This is a genomic window from Natranaeroarchaeum aerophilus (genome assembly GCF_023638055.1).
GTDB classification, from domain to species: Archaea; Halobacteriota; Halobacteria; order Halobacteriales; family Natronoarchaeaceae; genus Natranaeroarchaeum; species Natranaeroarchaeum aerophilum.
The window spans coordinates 198,914-213,516 of sequence record NZ_JAKRVY010000001.1 but is presented as its reverse complement, the minus strand read 5'-3'; the positions used below and the strand labels follow the sequence as shown (position 1 = coordinate 213,516).

General features: G+C 58.4%; 15 protein-coding genes and 1 tRNA gene. 9 read left to right on the top strand and 7 right to left on the bottom strand.

The annotated features are described in order from the left end of the window. Positions 1-263: 263 nt before the first annotated feature. Positions 264-1,835, top strand: coding sequence for a Cdc6/Cdc18 family protein (locus AArcSt11_RS01045; RefSeq protein ID WP_250593765.1), 1,572 nt, complete (start codon positions 264-266; stop codon positions 1,833-1,835). Between the two features lie 50 nt (positions 1,836-1,885). Here the strand turns inward: AArcSt11_RS01045 and AArcSt11_RS01040 are convergent, their stop codons facing one another. Further along, the gene (locus AArcSt11_RS01040; protein ID WP_250593764.1) at positions 1,886-2,782 is read right to left on the bottom strand and encodes a S26 family signal peptidase; all 897 of its coding nucleotides are present in this window, start codon (positions 2,780-2,782) and stop codon (positions 1,886-1,888) included. Between the two features lie 86 nt (positions 2,783-2,868). On the opposite strand from AArcSt11_RS01040, the gene AArcSt11_RS01035 reads away from it, so the two are divergent. After that, the gene (locus tag AArcSt11_RS01035) at positions 2,869-4,470 is read left to right on the top strand and encodes a DNA-directed DNA polymerase II small subunit (protein ID WP_250593763.1); all 1,602 of its coding nucleotides are present in this window, start codon (positions 2,869-2,871) and stop codon (positions 4,468-4,470) included. A 107-nt stretch (positions 4,471-4,577) separates the two neighbouring features. Then, complete coding sequence (locus tag AArcSt11_RS01030; RefSeq protein ID WP_250593762.1) at positions 4,578-4,763, top strand: hypothetical protein; 186 nt, start codon at positions 4,578-4,580, stop codon at positions 4,761-4,763. A gap of 34 nt (positions 4,764-4,797) precedes the next feature. On the opposite strand, the gene AArcSt11_RS01025 is transcribed toward AArcSt11_RS01030, so the two are convergent. Continuing rightward, positions 4,798-5,223 carry a hypothetical protein gene (locus AArcSt11_RS01025; protein ID WP_250593761.1) on the bottom strand — a complete coding sequence of 142 codons (426 nt, stop codon included), beginning with the start codon at positions 5,221-5,223 and terminating at the stop codon, positions 4,798-4,800. 285 nt (positions 5,224-5,508) lie between these two features. Between AArcSt11_RS01025 and AArcSt11_RS01020 the strand changes: the two genes are divergently transcribed. Further along, on the top strand, positions 5,509-6,687 hold the full coding sequence (locus AArcSt11_RS01020) for an aspartate kinase (protein WP_250593760.1): 1,179 nt from the start codon (positions 5,509-5,511) through the stop codon (positions 6,685-6,687). A 1-nt stretch (position 6,688) separates the two neighbouring features. Here the strand turns inward: AArcSt11_RS01020 and AArcSt11_RS01015 are convergent, their stop codons facing one another. Continuing rightward, the gene (locus AArcSt11_RS01015; protein ID WP_250593759.1) at positions 6,689-7,348 is read right to left on the bottom strand and encodes a metallophosphoesterase family protein; all 660 of its coding nucleotides are present in this window, start codon (positions 7,346-7,348) and stop codon (positions 6,689-6,691) included. 47 nt (positions 7,349-7,395) lie between these two features. After that, positions 7,396-7,968 carry an IMP cyclohydrolase gene (locus AArcSt11_RS01010; protein WP_250593758.1) on the bottom strand — a complete coding sequence of 191 codons (573 nt, stop codon included), beginning with the start codon at positions 7,966-7,968 and terminating at the stop codon, positions 7,396-7,398. Between the two features lie 133 nt (positions 7,969-8,101). On the opposite strand from AArcSt11_RS01010, the gene AArcSt11_RS01005 reads away from it, so the two are divergent. Further along, positions 8,102-8,174, top strand: a tRNA-Gln gene (locus AArcSt11_RS01005). Positions 8,175-8,318: 144 nt separating this feature from the next. Here AArcSt11_RS01005 and AArcSt11_RS01000 read toward each other — a convergent pair. Beyond that, positions 8,319-8,864: a 2Fe-2S iron-sulfur cluster-binding protein gene (locus AArcSt11_RS01000; RefSeq protein WP_250593757.1), complete on the bottom strand. Its 546-nt coding sequence runs from the start codon at positions 8,862-8,864 to the stop codon at positions 8,319-8,321. Between the two features lie 102 nt (positions 8,865-8,966). Further along, on the bottom strand, positions 8,967-9,521 hold the full coding sequence (locus AArcSt11_RS00995) for a hypothetical protein (RefSeq protein ID WP_250593756.1): 555 nt from the start codon (positions 9,519-9,521) through the stop codon (positions 8,967-8,969). A 417-nt stretch (positions 9,522-9,938) separates the two neighbouring features. On the opposite strand from AArcSt11_RS00995, the gene AArcSt11_RS00990 reads away from it, so the two are divergent. Beyond that, a complete protein-coding gene (locus tag AArcSt11_RS00990; RefSeq protein ID WP_250593755.1) occupies positions 9,939-11,426 on the top strand; it encodes a serine hydrolase domain-containing protein in 1,488 nt (495 codons plus the stop codon). Between the two features lie 42 nt (positions 11,427-11,468). Here the strand turns inward: AArcSt11_RS00990 and AArcSt11_RS00985 are convergent, their stop codons facing one another. Further along, positions 11,469-12,137, bottom strand: a complete 669-nt coding sequence (locus tag AArcSt11_RS00985) for a CPBP family intramembrane glutamic endopeptidase (RefSeq protein WP_250593754.1) — start codon at positions 12,135-12,137, stop codon at positions 11,469-11,471. Positions 12,138-12,703: 566 nt separating this feature from the next. On the opposite strand from AArcSt11_RS00985, the gene AArcSt11_RS00980 reads away from it, so the two are divergent. From AArcSt11_RS00980 to AArcSt11_RS17020, 3 genes are all read left to right on the top strand, one after another. Then, positions 12,704-13,066: a hypothetical protein gene (locus tag AArcSt11_RS00980; protein WP_250593753.1), complete on the top strand. Its 363-nt coding sequence runs from the start codon at positions 12,704-12,706 to the stop codon at positions 13,064-13,066. A 195-nt stretch (positions 13,067-13,261) separates the two neighbouring features. Continuing rightward, on the top strand, positions 13,262-13,591 hold the full coding sequence (locus tag AArcSt11_RS00975; protein ID WP_250593752.1) for a hypothetical protein: 330 nt from the start codon (positions 13,262-13,264) through the stop codon (positions 13,589-13,591). Positions 13,592-13,669: 78 nt separating this feature from the next. Further along, positions 13,670-14,500: a phosphatase PAP2 family protein gene (locus AArcSt11_RS17020; protein ID WP_250593751.1), complete on the top strand. Its 831-nt coding sequence runs from the start codon at positions 13,670-13,672 to the stop codon at positions 14,498-14,500. Positions 14,501-14,603 lie beyond the last annotated feature (103 nt).

The following is a 14,603-nucleotide window of genomic DNA, read 5'->3' as shown; positions in this document are numbered from 1 at the left end:
TTGCTGTCTTCGAGTCCACTTCACAAACCCCTCCATTTCGGCTGGAACTACGCTTCAACCTGTCCCCCAATGACGGAAAATGGGAAGAATTTAAGAGCCTACTCTACCTTGGGTTCGTTTGCATCAACTGGACCGACCCTCGCCAACCCCATCTCGAATCCCGGCCGTATAGGGTAGTAACGTACGAGTCTATCACTATCCTCGGGGATGTCCACGTGAAACGGAGGGGTCGTCTAACACAAGAACGCCGGAGCGAATGACAGATGGTCGACAACCAATCAGAAAACGATGACGAGGAGCGGACGAACAGCGCACAGTCATTCGACCTCGACCTCGACGAAGTCGTCCTCGACGACGAACCCGACGGCGATAATCAGGGGTTGTTCGACGACTTGCTCGACAGCGAGCCGATCTTCGAGAACAAAGAAGTTCTCAGGCCGTCGTATACCCCTCACGAACTCCCCCACCGAAAGGAGCAGATCAACAAGATGGCGACAATCCTCGTTGCTGCACTTCGGGGAGAGACACCGTCCAATATACTCATCTACGGGAAAACGGGGACCGGCAAGACAGCAAGCGCGAAGTTCGTCAGCCAGGAGCTAGAAAGTACTTCACAGAAGTACAGCGTGCCGTGCGATGTCGAGTATATCAACTGCGAGGTGACGGATACGCAGTACCGTGTTCTCGCCCAGCTGGCCAACAAGTTCATCGACAAGAACGAGGAACTGATCGACGAACGGTTGACGGAGTACGAGGCGCTCCGTGAGGATATCGAGGACGATTCGGGGGACATCTCGGACAACGTGGGGGACGTCCCGGATAACGGGAAAGCAAGCGAGGCACCTGCAAATACGACTGGAACCACATCCCCACTCGACGATACCGAGTTCGATTCGGTCGACGAACTCGACGACCGGATCGAGGAGCTACGACAGGATCGCGAGGAGATGGAGCAGGTCCCGATGACGGGGTGGCCGACGGACCGCGTCTACAGCGTCTTCTTCGAGGCGGTCGACTACCGCGAGCGTGTGGTCGTGATTATGCTCGACGAGATCGACAAACTCGTCGAGAAAAGCGGCGACGATACTCTCTACAATCTTTCGCGGATGAACTCCGAACTTAGTAATTCGCGGGTCTCCATCATGGGGATCAGCAACGATCTGAAGTTCACCGACTTCCTCGATCCCCGTGTCAAATCAAGTCTCGGTGAGGAAGAGATCGTCTTCCCGCCGTACGACGCCAACCAGCTGCGGGACATCCTCCAGCATCGGGCGGACGTCGCGTTCAAACCCGACGCGCTGACCGACGACGTGATTCCGCTCTGTGCCGCGTTTGCAGCCCAGGAACACGGTGACGCCCGACGTGCGCTCGACCTTCTCCGTACCGCGGGTGAGCTCGCCGAACGCGACCAGCAAGACCGTATCCTCGAAGAACACGTCCGACAGGCCCAGGACAAGATCGAACTCGACAGAGTCGTCGAGGTCGTCAGGACGCTTCCGACGCAATCGAAACTCGTGCTCTTCTCGACGATCCTCCTCGAAAAGAACGGCGTCCACAACATCAACACTGGCGAGGTGTACAATATTTACAAGAGTCTCTGTGAGGAAATCGACGCGGACGTCCTCACGCAGCGCCGAGTCACCGATCTGATCTCGGAACTCGACATGCTCGGGATCGTCAACGCTGTCGTCGTCTCCAAGGGACGGTATGGCCGAACCAAGGAAATCAGTCTCTCGGTACCGATCGAAGAAACCGAGGCAGTGCTCATGTCGGACTCACGAATCGGAGACATCGAGGACGTACAGCCGTTCGTACAGGCACGGTTCGATAACTGACCGAATATCGTCATCCGATTCGAACCTAACAGGAGAAAGGCTCTGGCGGTTCACACCCGACAGGATGCGGTCCCGGAGAACTCCAGTCGGATGCAGCCCAGATACGGCACCCGCACTTCCGCAGTCCCCTCAACCCATTCGGGTTTGACAACCTGGTATCGATTATCCTGATCGTAGTGCTGGTTCGTTGACGGGTTGTCGCCTTTGGTCACGAACCCATCGTGTGGTGCCGGACAACTGCTGAGGTCGTCACAGCTGTCGGCCTGTAGATGCTCTCCGTCTGCTCTGTCGTACCAGTTTTCTCCCTCTTCGACGTATATATGCGCCCGATGTATTATCGGAGTCCGCTCTTGCCCGTCCGGTCGAAAGATGATCACGTCACCGTAATCGCCGAACTTGGTATACCCTGTTTGCTGTCCCACCTCGTGAGTCACGACACCCGCTGCGACGGCCTCACTTGACGCCAGCCGTTCGTTCTCCATCAGGAAGACGAGATCGCCTTTTTGCATATGTGGCTCCATGCTACCGCTCTCGATTGCGACCAGTGGGGGCCAGACGCCGCTGATCGTGAACAACACGAGACCGATCACTGCGACGATCGCGATGCTGCTGGCGATGTCCTTGAATAGTAGTACGGAGCCGTTTCTCGTATTCAGGAACCAGCGAATCGGGTTTTCACTGGGGGATGGGACGTCGTCGCCAGGGTCTGTCCCACCGGTCGAGGTCGTCCCACTGCTGTCCCTACGCTGTTCAGGGGTGACTGTTTCGGCGTTCCCCTGTGCCTGTTCTGCGGATTCGTCTGGATCGATACCATCTCCGGGAGGTACGTCCGAACCGACTCCATCGCTACTGGAGGGCATGGGGCCTTCGGGGCTGGAGTCCCCGTCGCCATCGTCGTCCGACGGGGATGGGGGATCGTGCTTATCGCCGTCCCGCCTGTCGTTCATTGCCCCTCCCTATACGGCCCCCGAAAATCAACCTTCTGTTCGTCGGTCCGGCACGCTTTTGACCGACTACGGGTATGCTACGTGTAGTGCCGCTGGAAGCTCCCGCCAGAATCGTTCGCGAACTCGCTCGTCACGGTTATAATGCCGATCGAGAAGCGGTGACGCTGATCGCCTCCGCGGATAATCCGGCACGGACGCTGCAAGCAGTCGTCGAGGCTACGCCAGATGACGCGTTGACGGTCACCACAGAGCAGGTCCGGAACGTCATCGCCGAGGACTGCCAATCACCCGACAGCGACCCGACCGACCCCGACACCGACCCCTCTGTTTCAACTGGAACCACTGGGTCCGAACGACCAGCCGACAATGGGGGTACTCCACCTGAAACAAAGGGGGTTACAAGCGGGGACGAGACGGTTACCGCGACTGACGCGTCGACCGCCTTTGGCGGCGGTGCCGGCGCAAACCGCGGCGATTCCGCTCACCGATCCGTCGAGATCGCCAACGATATGACCGGTCGGAGTACCGGTACCGGGGAGTACGACGACTTCGTCGACGTGTTCCGTGATCGGTTTGAGCGACTGAGCGACCAGCTCCGTGGTCGCGTCAACCATCGTCCGACCGACACACTCGAAGCGATGGGCGGCAACAGCGACGCAGCTATTGTCGGTATGGTCAACGATATTCGCTCGACGGCAAGCGGACACTGGCTGATCGAACTCGAAGACACCTCGGGAACCTTTCCCTGTCTCGTGATGAAAGATCGCGAGTTCGCCGACCTGGTTGACGAACTACTGCTAGACGAGGTAATCGCTGTCGAGGGAACCCTCGCGGACGATGGGGGGATCCTCTTTGTCGACTCGCTTTATTTCCCCGACGTCCCGCGGACCTTCGAGCCGTCCACTGCCGACCGACACGTCCAGGCGGCGCTCATCAGCGACGTTCACGTCGGAAGTCAGGAGTTCATGGAAGACGCGTGGAACCGATTCGCGAACTGGCTCCACACCGAGGCGGCCGAATCCGTCGAGTACCTGCTAATCGCGGGCGACATGGTCGAAGGAGTCGGTATCTACCCCGATCAGGACGACGAACTCGATATCGTCGATATTTACGATCAGTACGAGGCGTTCGCGGAGCACCTCAAATCGATCCCCGGCGATATCGAGATAATCATGATTCCCGGGAACCACGATGCCGTTCGTCTGGCCGAACCGCAACCCGGCTTCGATGAAGAACTCCGCGACATTATGAGCGCTCACGATGCCCGGATCACCAGCAATCCGTCCATGGTCACCATCGAAGGGGTCTCCGTGCTCATGTACCATGGCGTCTCGCTCGACGAAATTATTGCCGAGTTCCCAGACGAGAAAGCTACGTACGATGAGCCCGAAAAGCCGATGTACCATCTACTGAAGAAACGTCACGTCGCGCCCCAGTACGGCGGTCATATGCGACTTGCGCCCGAAGAGAAGGATTATCTCGTCATCGACGAGGTGCCCGACATCTTCCATACGGGTCACGTCCACAAACTCGGCTACGGCAAATACCGAAACGTCCTCGCGATTAATTCCGGGTGTTGGCAGGCTCAGACCGATTTCCAGAAGAGCGTCAACATCGACCCCGATTCGGGGTACGCGCCGATCGTCGATCTCGACACGCTCGACACCACTATCCGGAAGTTCTACTGATCTTTGTGTAGGTTTTCACACTATTTCGGCATGTGGTGGATGTCTGTATCGCAATCGTGGCCGAAAAGAGAAACTTTATATATTCTCGGAGTGTGTGTATAGTTGTCATGGACTCCTGTGAGAACTGCGGTGACGATGTCCCACACCGCTTCGAACATCGCGTCCGGGCGGACGTGATGACCCATCGGCAAGTACGGCTTGTCTGTACTGACTGTCATCCGAACCTCGCAGCGGACCTAAAATACGAATCGCCAGCCGGTGCAGGCGTGCGAAGTGATCAGACCGCTGATTGACGGTTATCGTGTATTCTTGCGTGCCCACTGGTGTTCACGCTTCGAGCCGGTATCGTATCGTTCCAGTACCGTTGAACGTCGGCCCCCGACCTGCCGTGACAAACCCGAGTTCTTCTGCGGCCGTCGCTACTGCTGGCTCGGAGTCGGGAGCGAGCAGCTCGACGTCCATTCCCTCCCGTTTAGCGAATCTAATCGGCTCTCCGAGCAGCTTCTGACACGCCTCGGCAGTGCCGTCTAGCTGGGTGACGTGTACCGTCTGTCGTCTGGCGTCGAAACTGACGAAGCCGAGTAGTTCACCGTCTGACCGATCCGTATCGGCGTTCGGGTCGGTTGCGGTCCCGTCAGGTTCGGCGACACGGACAGTTCGGTCGTGGACGAGATTCCGCATCACGTCGGTCGGCGCGTCCGCGATCGACGCGATCTCATCGGCGTCCGCTTCGACTGCGTCCCGTATCTCCATGGTGCATGCTATTGACCCACGTGGATATACAGTTTGGGACGACTCGTGTCGACAGTTACGTTCTCGCCAGTGGAAGAGATGAACGGAGAGACATCATCCACCAAAACTAACGGCTCCGCTTCAACTGACGATCCAGACGGGGCCGGCCCAGAAGACTGAGGCACGAATAACCGCCCAACCGTTCACGAACGACTGTCGGGGTCGGATCGCAATGAACACAGTTATCCGGTCCCCTTGGTTACTCACCCCCATGACCCACAGTCACACGAGTATTCAGGTGGTAGCATGCGAGTAGTCGCGAAGTTCGGGGGGACGAGTCTCGGGAGTGGCGAACGGATCGACCGGGCCGCCGACTCGATCGCAAAAGCCGTCGAGCAGGGCCACGAGATCGCGGTCGTCGCCAGCGCGATGGGGAGCACGACTGATGACCTGCTCTCGGAGATCTCTTTCGAGACCGAACCGGTCGACCGGGCCGAAATCGTCAGTATGGGCGAACGCACGAGTGTCCGAATGCTCAAGGCGGCACTCAACGCTCGGGGCGTCGACGCCGTCTTCCTCGAGCCCGGCAGTGACGAGTGGCCCGTCCTGACCGACGAGGACGGCGAGGTCGATGTCGAAAAAACCCACGAACGCGCACAGGAAGTCGCTGGAAGTCTCAGCAACGTCGTCCCGGTCATCACCGGCTTTCTCGCGCAGGCACCCGATGGCTCGCTGACCACACTTGGCCGCGGTGGGAGTGACACGACCGCCGTTATGCTCGGCAAGTACATGGACGCCGACGAGGTCGTGATTGTCACTGACGTCGAAGGCGTCATGACCGGCGATCCCCGCGTCGTCGAGGGTGCCCGGAACGTCGGCGAGATCACGGTCGACGAACTCCGGAACCTCTCCTTCCGTGGGGCGGAAGTCGTTGCACCGAGCGCCCTGGCGTACAAAGAAGGCAACATGGGCGTCCGCGTCGTCCACTACCAGCACGGTGATCTGCTTACCGGGGGGACGCAGGTCGAAGGCCAGTTCCGCAGCCTCGTCGATATGCGTGACGAACCGCTCGCCTGCATGACCGTCGCGGGTCGCGCGATCCGGAACAGCCCGGGCGTGCTTCAGGACCTCACGACCGCACTCGGCGCGAGCGATATCAACGTCGACGCCGTCGCCTCAGGGATGGACTCGATCACCTTCTACGTCGACGAATCACAGGCCGAGGACGCCGAAACCGTCCTCCACCGTGAAGTGGTCGACCAGGAGCCACTGTCGAGCATTACGGTCGACGACGGCATCGCGGTGATCCGGGTCACCGGTGGTCAGCTCCCCAACCAGCCCGGCGTCCTTTCGGAGATTATCGAACCGCTCGCCGCGGAAGGGATCAACATCCTCGACGTGATCACGAGCGCGACGAGCATCGCCGTCTTCGTCGACTGGTCGGATCGGGAGACTGCACTCGAAATCATGCAAAAACGGTTCTGAGCTACTGACCCTTTTTTAATCGCTGTCCGATCCGTTCGGGGAGCCCCGCTGCTTCAACGGCCTCAATCACGGCGTCGATCTCGTACTCGACCCGATGGAGGTCAACGTCCATCCCGTCGAGATCGACCACTGCGTAGGCTGCTCGCGGATCGCCGTCACGGGGCTGGCCGACGCTTCCGGGATTCAGGACGATGCCTTCGCCGTACCGCTCGCAGTGCTGAACGTGAGTGTGGCCCATCACCAGTACGTCCTCGCCCTCCAGCATCCGTGCACTGAACTCGTCGGGATACGTGTACCGATCCGGATCGTCGGGATGCCCGTGGACGAGTTTCACGGTCCCGTCCAGTTCGACGCGGTCGTCCGGGAGCGATTCGAGCCACTCGAATTGGTCATCGCTGAGCTCCGCCTGTGCGTACTCGACACCCGCCGCAGCCATGTTGTTGAACCGGAACGTCGACCCGCTTGCAACTGCTCGGTCGTGGTTTCCCATCACCGTCGGCACGTCTCGGTCCCGTAGCTCGTCGACGCACTCGGCGGGCCAGGGGTTGTAGCCGACGACGTCGCCCGCACAGACCAGCGCATCGACCGGCGGCATATCCTCGATCACGGCGTCGAGCGCGACCTTGTTTCCGTGTACGTCAGAGATGACGCCGACGTTCATACCCACCGCTACGAGTCGTGGGGCCTTCAGAATTCGGCCGCGATCGCTTACTCGCCGTTTTCGATCGCCAGCGAGATGCCGTCCTCCCCGCGCTCGATGCCAGCCGCACAGACGGCGTGTTCGAGCTCCAGATCGTACGCCTCGGTCGCCGCGTCCGCTGCCGTTTCGGCGTCGAATTCGAACGCTTCCGGCGAATCCTTCTCGTAGGTCGCTACAAGGGTTGGCTCCTCGACCTGCTCGACCAGCAGGGCATCCTTCCGAACGGTGCCGATGTAGGCGTCCTCACCGATCACGCCCGCGATCCGTGGGGTGTCGTAGTCGTCCTTCTCGTAATCCAGCGCGAGCAGGCTTTCCGCGAGCGCGTCCCGTGTGGGATAGCCCAGTTCGAGCTTTTCCGTGATCGGGTCGACGTGCGAACCGTTGCCGAGCACGACGGACTCGCCCGCCGTTCGAACGCAGTTGTAGGATACGTAGGGGTTGTCGGTCTCCGCCGCGTCTTCGGTCGGCACGACGGTCAACGCTCCATCGCGCTCGACGATCTTTCGGTTCGGGAACGACCGCGACGATACTCGATACGCGCCCACCGATGGGCCGACGACGACGAAGCGTCCGACGTACATGTCTCGTGCTCCGACGTGGAACAAAAAAGCGGTGTCGGTGTCGAGCCGTCCTGACGCTCTGTGTGACGCATAACCACACGAAGCACATCACGCAACCCTTATGTTCCGCTGCCAAGTACTGACGGTTGGACGCAGTCCATTGGGGTAGCGGCCAATCCTGAAGCCTTCTGGGGGCTTCGACCCTGGTTCGAATCCAGGATGGACTATTCTTGTTGCGAACGTACCTGTGAGCCACAGAATCGTCATCGAGTGGATTTGAACTCCGGCAGACGAGTGGTAGCGAGTCTGCAGTCAGTTCGAATCCAGAATGTCACATTTTCTTCAACTCCACACAATCCTCGTAGAGACCCTCACTCTTCCTCGGGCTGAACGTTCGTTTCGATTGCAAAGTCGTCTTCTGGGAAAGCGACACACGTGAGCAACCAGCCGTCCTCGATCTGTTCTTCTTCGAGGAACTCGTTGCCATCGTGGCTGATAACCTCGTTTGCATCGCCGTCGTACCGGGCTGTGCACTGACCGCAGGTCCCGACTTCACAGGCGTATTGTAGATCCCATCCCTGGTCCAGCCCGGCGTACAGCAGTGCCTCGTCTTCGTCGACCTCGATCGTCTCGTCGAACTCCAGGAACTCGACTTCGTACACCTGCGCTTCCTCCTCAGGGTCGTCCTCTGTTTCCTCCTCCGGATCGTCTTCCTCGTCAGGGTCGTCTTCTGCCTCAGGCTCCTCTTCAGGGTCGTCCTCGTCGTCGAACATATCGAGACAACCCGAGATCGCCACCGTACCGACTCCTCCCATTGCGACCAACAGGCGGCGACGCTCCGGGTCAGCTTTCACGCGACGACTCGAGCAGCTTTTCCCGTCGGGGTGGTCATCGTGGCGCTCAGAGTTCTGTGACATACAATACATTGTGCCACACTCTATCAGAAATACCTTACAGTGGATAGCTTGGCCGTATTGGTCGACACGATACGGCCGGTTATCTACCTTCTCGGTGGTTTCTTATTTTACGATCCACCACATCACGCCCAGCAGCAGCCCGAACCCGCCGCCGGTGACGAGGGCGATGTACCGGATGTCGAGCAAGACCAGATCGAAGGGGTTGTACACCGTAATACCGGCATTGTACATCGGCTCGATGATATCGGGGAAGAGTCCTCCGAGTACAAGCGGGACAAGCGGTACCAGGACCAACAGCGTCCCAAAAAACTGAAAATACATGAACACATCCTCGATACGGAGCTTCTTCCGTATCTCCGCTTTCGTCAACGAAGACGCCTTCTCACGGTCTCGGACCCACTTTAGCGTATAGAGACCAACGACGAAGGAACTCACGTTTCCTAACAGGAGTGCGATGCCTGCAGTCATGCTCATAGACTCGGCGAAGATCCCCGTCCCCTCGATCTGTCTGATGTAGTCACGCCGGAAGTGGACTGCCGGTGCGGCCAGCGTCGAAAGTAAGAGCGTGCCGACGGTGAGTATCATCTTCGACCTGATCGACATGTGGAACGCGAGCCGCATCTCCGATCTGACATCGCTGTACGTGTTGTTCGTCACAGCGTCTGCTAGGGATGGGACGTGCTTATTTTTCCGCAGAAGAAAATACATATGCTATTCTACACTTCGTAGCGGGCTGGACTATCCGGTCTCTGACACGCGCAATGAACCGGTTATTATCCCGGACATAACGCGATAGAGCCTGACTGTGAGGTCTCACTCGTCGCGCGCAGCGGCGCGATCGGGTGGGATATGTTATCGACTTCTGACAGTAGCGAGTTTGGCAAGCAAGGCCCGCGGAATACTTTTCGTGGATCCGTCGATTGTTGGCACAAAACAAGTAGTGGCGATTGCCAGGATGTGTCTGTCACCAAATACTTGTCAAAAGCATCGTACAAGACTTAGGGCGCGTATGCAGCATTTCGACAGCTTGAGAATCAAAGACATAATTATTCTCTCTCATACCAACCGAACCACATGGGGTACTCACGCCGCGACTATCTCCGTCGGTCTTCTACCGCCGCGGTTACGGGAATTACTGGTATTTCCCTTCTCTCGGAGCGAACTACTGGTGACGACGAAGACCTTGCATCCGTTCTGGACGACCGCGTCCCGACATTGCTCAACCGATACGACGTTCCCGGTGTCGCCGTTGCAGTCATCACCGATGGTGAAGTATCGTGGGCCAACGCATACGGCGACACTGATCGGGAGACGAACCGCCCGATGACCCAGGACACCCTCTGCCGACCACAGTCGATCACGAAATCGATCACTGCGTGGGGTGTAATGGCCCTCGTCGAGCGGGGAGAAATCGGTCTCGATACGGCGGTCAGCGAGTATATTCCGGCAGCACAACTCCCCGACTCGGAGGCGTGGGACGAGGTGACCGTCCGACGGCTCCTCAGTCACACTGCAGGTCTTCCAGAAGGCGTATACACGAACTATTCGGCCGTGTCGCCGGTCCCCTCGCTTGAGGAAGCCATCTGCGGGAACGCAGGGACGCCGCCAGCACGACCGGCGGACTCTCCTGGCACGACGTTCCGGTATTCGAATCCCGGATACGCACTGCTCGAACTGCTCATCGAGGAGGTTACCGGACAAGATTACGCACAGTACATGGAAACCACCGTGTTCGAGCCGCTCGGAATGGACACAGCGACGTTCGATCTGGATGAAGCCCTGCAGTCTGGGCTTGCGACCAGCCACGAGCGATCCGGTGAGGCAGTCGAGCCGTATCGTGAAGCACCGCTGGCCCACGGAATGCTATATGCGACCGTGGAAGACATTGCTACCTTCGTTGCAGCAGGGATGCCAGCAGCCGACGGACGAGAACCCGGCAGGGACGTGCTGCGTCCCGAGCGTGTTACGCAACTGCACTCGAAGGAAGTGGAGACGACCGGGTTTTACCGGTACGCGTCAGATGCGTACGGGCTTGGTCACCTCGTCGAGACCCTTCCAGATGGGTATCGAGCAGTCTCACATGGAGGGCAGGGAACCGGGACGTGGACTTGGTATCACAGCGTCCCGGGGACCGGCGACGGGATCGTGATTCTCACCAACAGCGAGCGAAGCCTCCGATTGATCGCTGCCATACTCAAAGAATGGACCGATAGTCGCGGACTTGCGACAATCTCGCTCGCTCGCACATATTCCCGGGTAGAAACTGCCGGTCGAATAGGGGTAGGCGTTCTCGGAATCGCTGGGGCAGGGCTAGCATGGCTTCTCGGCCGCGAGGTTCGGAATGGGCCAAGAACATTCGCCCCCGTTGCAGAGCATTCTCGTTTGAAACGAGGTGTCGTTGCAAGCGTAGCGGTTGTCTTACTCGTCTTCTGGTGGGGACTGGCATATCCAGTGGCTGACCTGTTCTTGCCGGGACTTGCTCACTTGCTCGGTGGTTCGCTTTCTTTCGTTGCAATACTCCTGTTCCTGATGGCAGTATTCCCGAGAATGATCGACGAGTGAAGTCGCTCCTGTCAAATAGAGCGTGCGTATCGGTCACGGAGCTTAGCTGTCAGTTCTCCAATCTGGTAACGGTCGCGGAGTATCCCGGCCTCGTAGCGAACTCGGCCCGAACCGGATCACGAGCGCGAACGCGACAATCACAGTCCCCATGTGGACGTACGGATACAGTTCGGCAGCAAATCCCATCGTCTCGCCGGTGAAGTTTCCGAAGAAGTGAAACACGATGACTGCGAGGACGCTCCGACCAGTATTGTTGTAGACCCACGTCCCGATGATCGCAGTCAGAACGATGCTCGGTAGAAACCACCACAGTTCGGGCTGGAACGTCGTCCCCTCGTAGTAGCCGGACATGTAAAAAAGTGGAACGTGCCACAGCGCCCACACAGCCCCCAAAATCAAACTGCTCACGAGTGCGCTCCAGCGTGCCTGGAGCTGATCGAACCAGTAGCCACGGAGACCGATCTCTTCGATTGCGGGGAAGAGGACGGCGACCGCAAGCAAGAAAAACAGCGCTCCGGGGTCAAACAGTCGGTCAGAGCCGATGAACGCCAATGGTTCGGCAGTGAACCCGGTAACGAGCGCAACAGCAGCCGTACCGAGATTGAACAGCGGGTAGAACAGCACGATGACCAGCCACCATCGGCCACTGATTCGACCGACTTCGAGCAATCGCCGACGGAGATCGGCGAACCCGGCTCGTCCGTGGTTCATCCACAACAGTACGAGTCCGGCCAGCAGCGGACTTACCCCGCCAATCAGTAACAGAACCACGTTCGGGTACGACCAGACCGAGGCTTCCGACGTAATTACCGGCAGCCAAAACAGGTACGCCCAGCCAAGATACAGAAGTGGGAATACCCATGGAGCAGTGGCACGTACGAGTTCGGACGCACGCTTTACCGACTGGTGTGAACGATAACGCCCCATACCTGTAATCCCCCGACCATCAAAATAGGTGTATCGTCGGTTCTCAACCTCTCGGGAAAAATGCCCGCTCGTTGATGGAAAGTCGGCCCCGGTTAGCTCACTCAAGCGGTGACTACAGGCTCTACGTCTTGCAGATCAACCGGTTTATTACTCCCAGATATCATTTTCTTCAGTACCCAATTACACACCCACGTGGCAGCTGGCTCGTTCCAGCTACAGCGAATTCGAAACCTATCAATGATTCTATGACACGTCGACGGCGGCACCGGCAATATCAGAACGGTCGTCGATGCGTTGCTACCAAGCAGGTATTTCAGCGTTGAGGACGTAATACACCGCGTAGTAGTTCCATGCTGCCAGTCTGGTTTCCGTCGCTCATCCTCTTTACGATGCCAGTAGCCATCGTCGGCTACTTTGTAGGCCGTCTCCATATCCGATATCTTGCATTTCACGGAGGTGAAGAAAAATATCCGGATCCGATCCCGGAAACCGTCGAGGCATATCGCGATCTAAACCACGTCGAAGAACTACAGCGCTCCTCATTTGCCGCCACGTTCGCCCTGTTTGTGACGGTCAACATCGCGCTGTCGGTGGTCACTGTGGTACTGCTCGTCGGCTACTTCAGCATCGGGTACTATTTCGCGACGAAAGTGATTCGCGCCCTCGCTGATGTCGACCCAGCGGACGAACCACAGATATTCGACACTGGTTGAACGACCCTGGTAACCATCTGGTGGGCTCTCTCGACGTGGGACTTGCCCCCGCTGGAGAGTATGATCTTCCGACCAACCGTGGTCGTCTTACTCGAAGCACACGGGCTGAGCCATTCGCCCTCTATTCTGGGTTATATAAAAGACATTGCTACTAGGAACTGCCCTTTTTGAGCTATCACAGGTACTATCTTCCGTATGAGTCGGATTCGGTACGAAGTCACCCAACCGTTTGGCGGTTTCAAGCAGGGAGAGGTTCTTTGCGTCACCGCCCGGTTCGGTGACTGGCATGCATACGATTTGAAGCTCGAACCGGAACGAGCGGAGCATCGCACGAAAACGGTCGTTGTCACCGAGCACGACGCCGGCTTCGGTGAGGCTGAGATCCTCGATGTGACTGCACGGATCGGCGACTGGCACGAGTGCGGTCTCGCGTTCGAGCCCGGAGCAGAGTCGACTCGGAGTGAAGGACGTATCGAGCTCACGGCAGACCAGCTGTCCAGCGTCGCAAAGCCCGTCGAGTCGTGACGCCTCGCGTGGAGGCTTCTTTCGGATTTCTGTAACCAGTGTATTAATATAGTTCTCGGCCAATCTCAGTACGAATCCGTGCTTCCGACCGAGGTCCTCGTACTCTTTCTGACTGTCATCGTGGTTACCGCTGTTGGCCTCTCGCTCGTCTGCTGGTGGTGTCTCGGCCCCCAACGGTTCCACGAGATCCGGCACCGACCCGATTGGGTTCGGGACCGCCTCCGATCAGTCGGCCCCTTCGTCCTCCTCCTGGCGCTCGTTCTCATCGTCAACAAGGGTTCTCAGAGCTATATCGAACGTTTCTCTCACGCGTACGGCTTCGAGGCAACTGCGACGATCCACGCCATCGAGGGCAATTTCGTCGTGACGTTTCAGTCACTGCTTCCCGACATCGTGATGCCGTACTTTTCGGCGGTCTACGTCGTCGGCTACGCGCTCCTGTTGATTGGCCCGGTCCTCATCTATCTCTTTGCCGAGCGAGCCCGGCCGCTCAAACTCCTCGTGACGGCCTACGCGATCAACTACGCTGTCGCGGTCGTGTTCTACGCCTCGGTCGTCGCCTATGGCCCCAGAAACGCCGACCGGTCGAGCGATGGGTCGAGCGCGGATGCACCGTTGCTCGAACTCGTTCCGGATATCACGCATCTCACCGCGCTGTGGAACACGAACACGAACGTCTTCCCCTCGCTGCATACGTCGCTATCGGCGACCGTCTTCTTGCTCGCCGCGATGACTCGCGAGGAGTTCCGACGCTGGTTCGGGCTGGCGTCGGTGCTTGCAGCCTCGATTGTCGTCGCGACGATGGCGCTGGGAATCCACTGGCTGATCGACGTCCTCGCGGGGATCGTCCTCTCCCTCATCGCGGTCGGTGGTGCACAACGGATCGTCGACCGGCCGAACAGTCAATAACGAGTATCCCAACGAATAATCTATTCAGCATGCTTTCGGACGGTCGCCTGTACACTGGCTATCTGAAACGTGCCACGCGTCGGCTCGGCGTTCATACGCACCT

Coding starts and splice junctions, on each gene's coding strand:
- AArcSt11_RS01045 (WP_250593765.1), top strand. CDS start 264: ATGGTCGACAACCAATCAGAAAACGATGACGAGGAGCGGACGAACAGC.
- AArcSt11_RS01040 (WP_250593764.1), bottom strand. CDS start 2,782: ATGAACGACAGGCGGGACGGCGATAAGCACGATCCCCCATCCCCGTCG.
- AArcSt11_RS01030 (WP_250593762.1), top strand. CDS start 4,578: ATGGACTCCTGTGAGAACTGCGGTGACGATGTCCCACACCGCTTCGAA.
- AArcSt11_RS01025 (WP_250593761.1), bottom strand. CDS start 5,223: ATGGAGATACGGGACGCAGTCGAAGCGGACGCCGATGAGATCGCGTCG.
- AArcSt11_RS01020 (WP_250593760.1), top strand. CDS start 5,509: ATGCGAGTAGTCGCGAAGTTCGGGGGGACGAGTCTCGGGAGTGGCGAA.
- AArcSt11_RS01015 (WP_250593759.1), bottom strand. CDS start 7,348: ATGAACGTCGGCGTCATCTCTGACGTACACGGAAACAAGGTCGCGCTC.
- AArcSt11_RS01010 (WP_250593758.1), bottom strand. CDS start 7,968: ATGTACGTCGGACGCTTCGTCGTCGTCGGCCCATCGGTGGGCGCGTAT.
- AArcSt11_RS01000 (WP_250593757.1), bottom strand. CDS start 8,864: ATGTCACAGAACTCTGAGCGCCACGATGACCACCCCGACGGGAAAAGC.
- AArcSt11_RS00990 (WP_250593755.1), top strand. CDS start 9,939: ATGGGGTACTCACGCCGCGACTATCTCCGTCGGTCTTCTACCGCCGCG.
- AArcSt11_RS00985 (WP_250593754.1), bottom strand. CDS start 12,137: ATGAACCACGGACGAGCCGGGTTCGCCGATCTCCGTCGGCGATTGCTC.
- AArcSt11_RS00980 (WP_250593753.1), top strand. CDS start 12,704: ATGCTGCCAGTCTGGTTTCCGTCGCTCATCCTCTTTACGATGCCAGTA.
- AArcSt11_RS00975 (WP_250593752.1), top strand. CDS start 13,262: ATGAGTCGGATTCGGTACGAAGTCACCCAACCGTTTGGCGGTTTCAAG.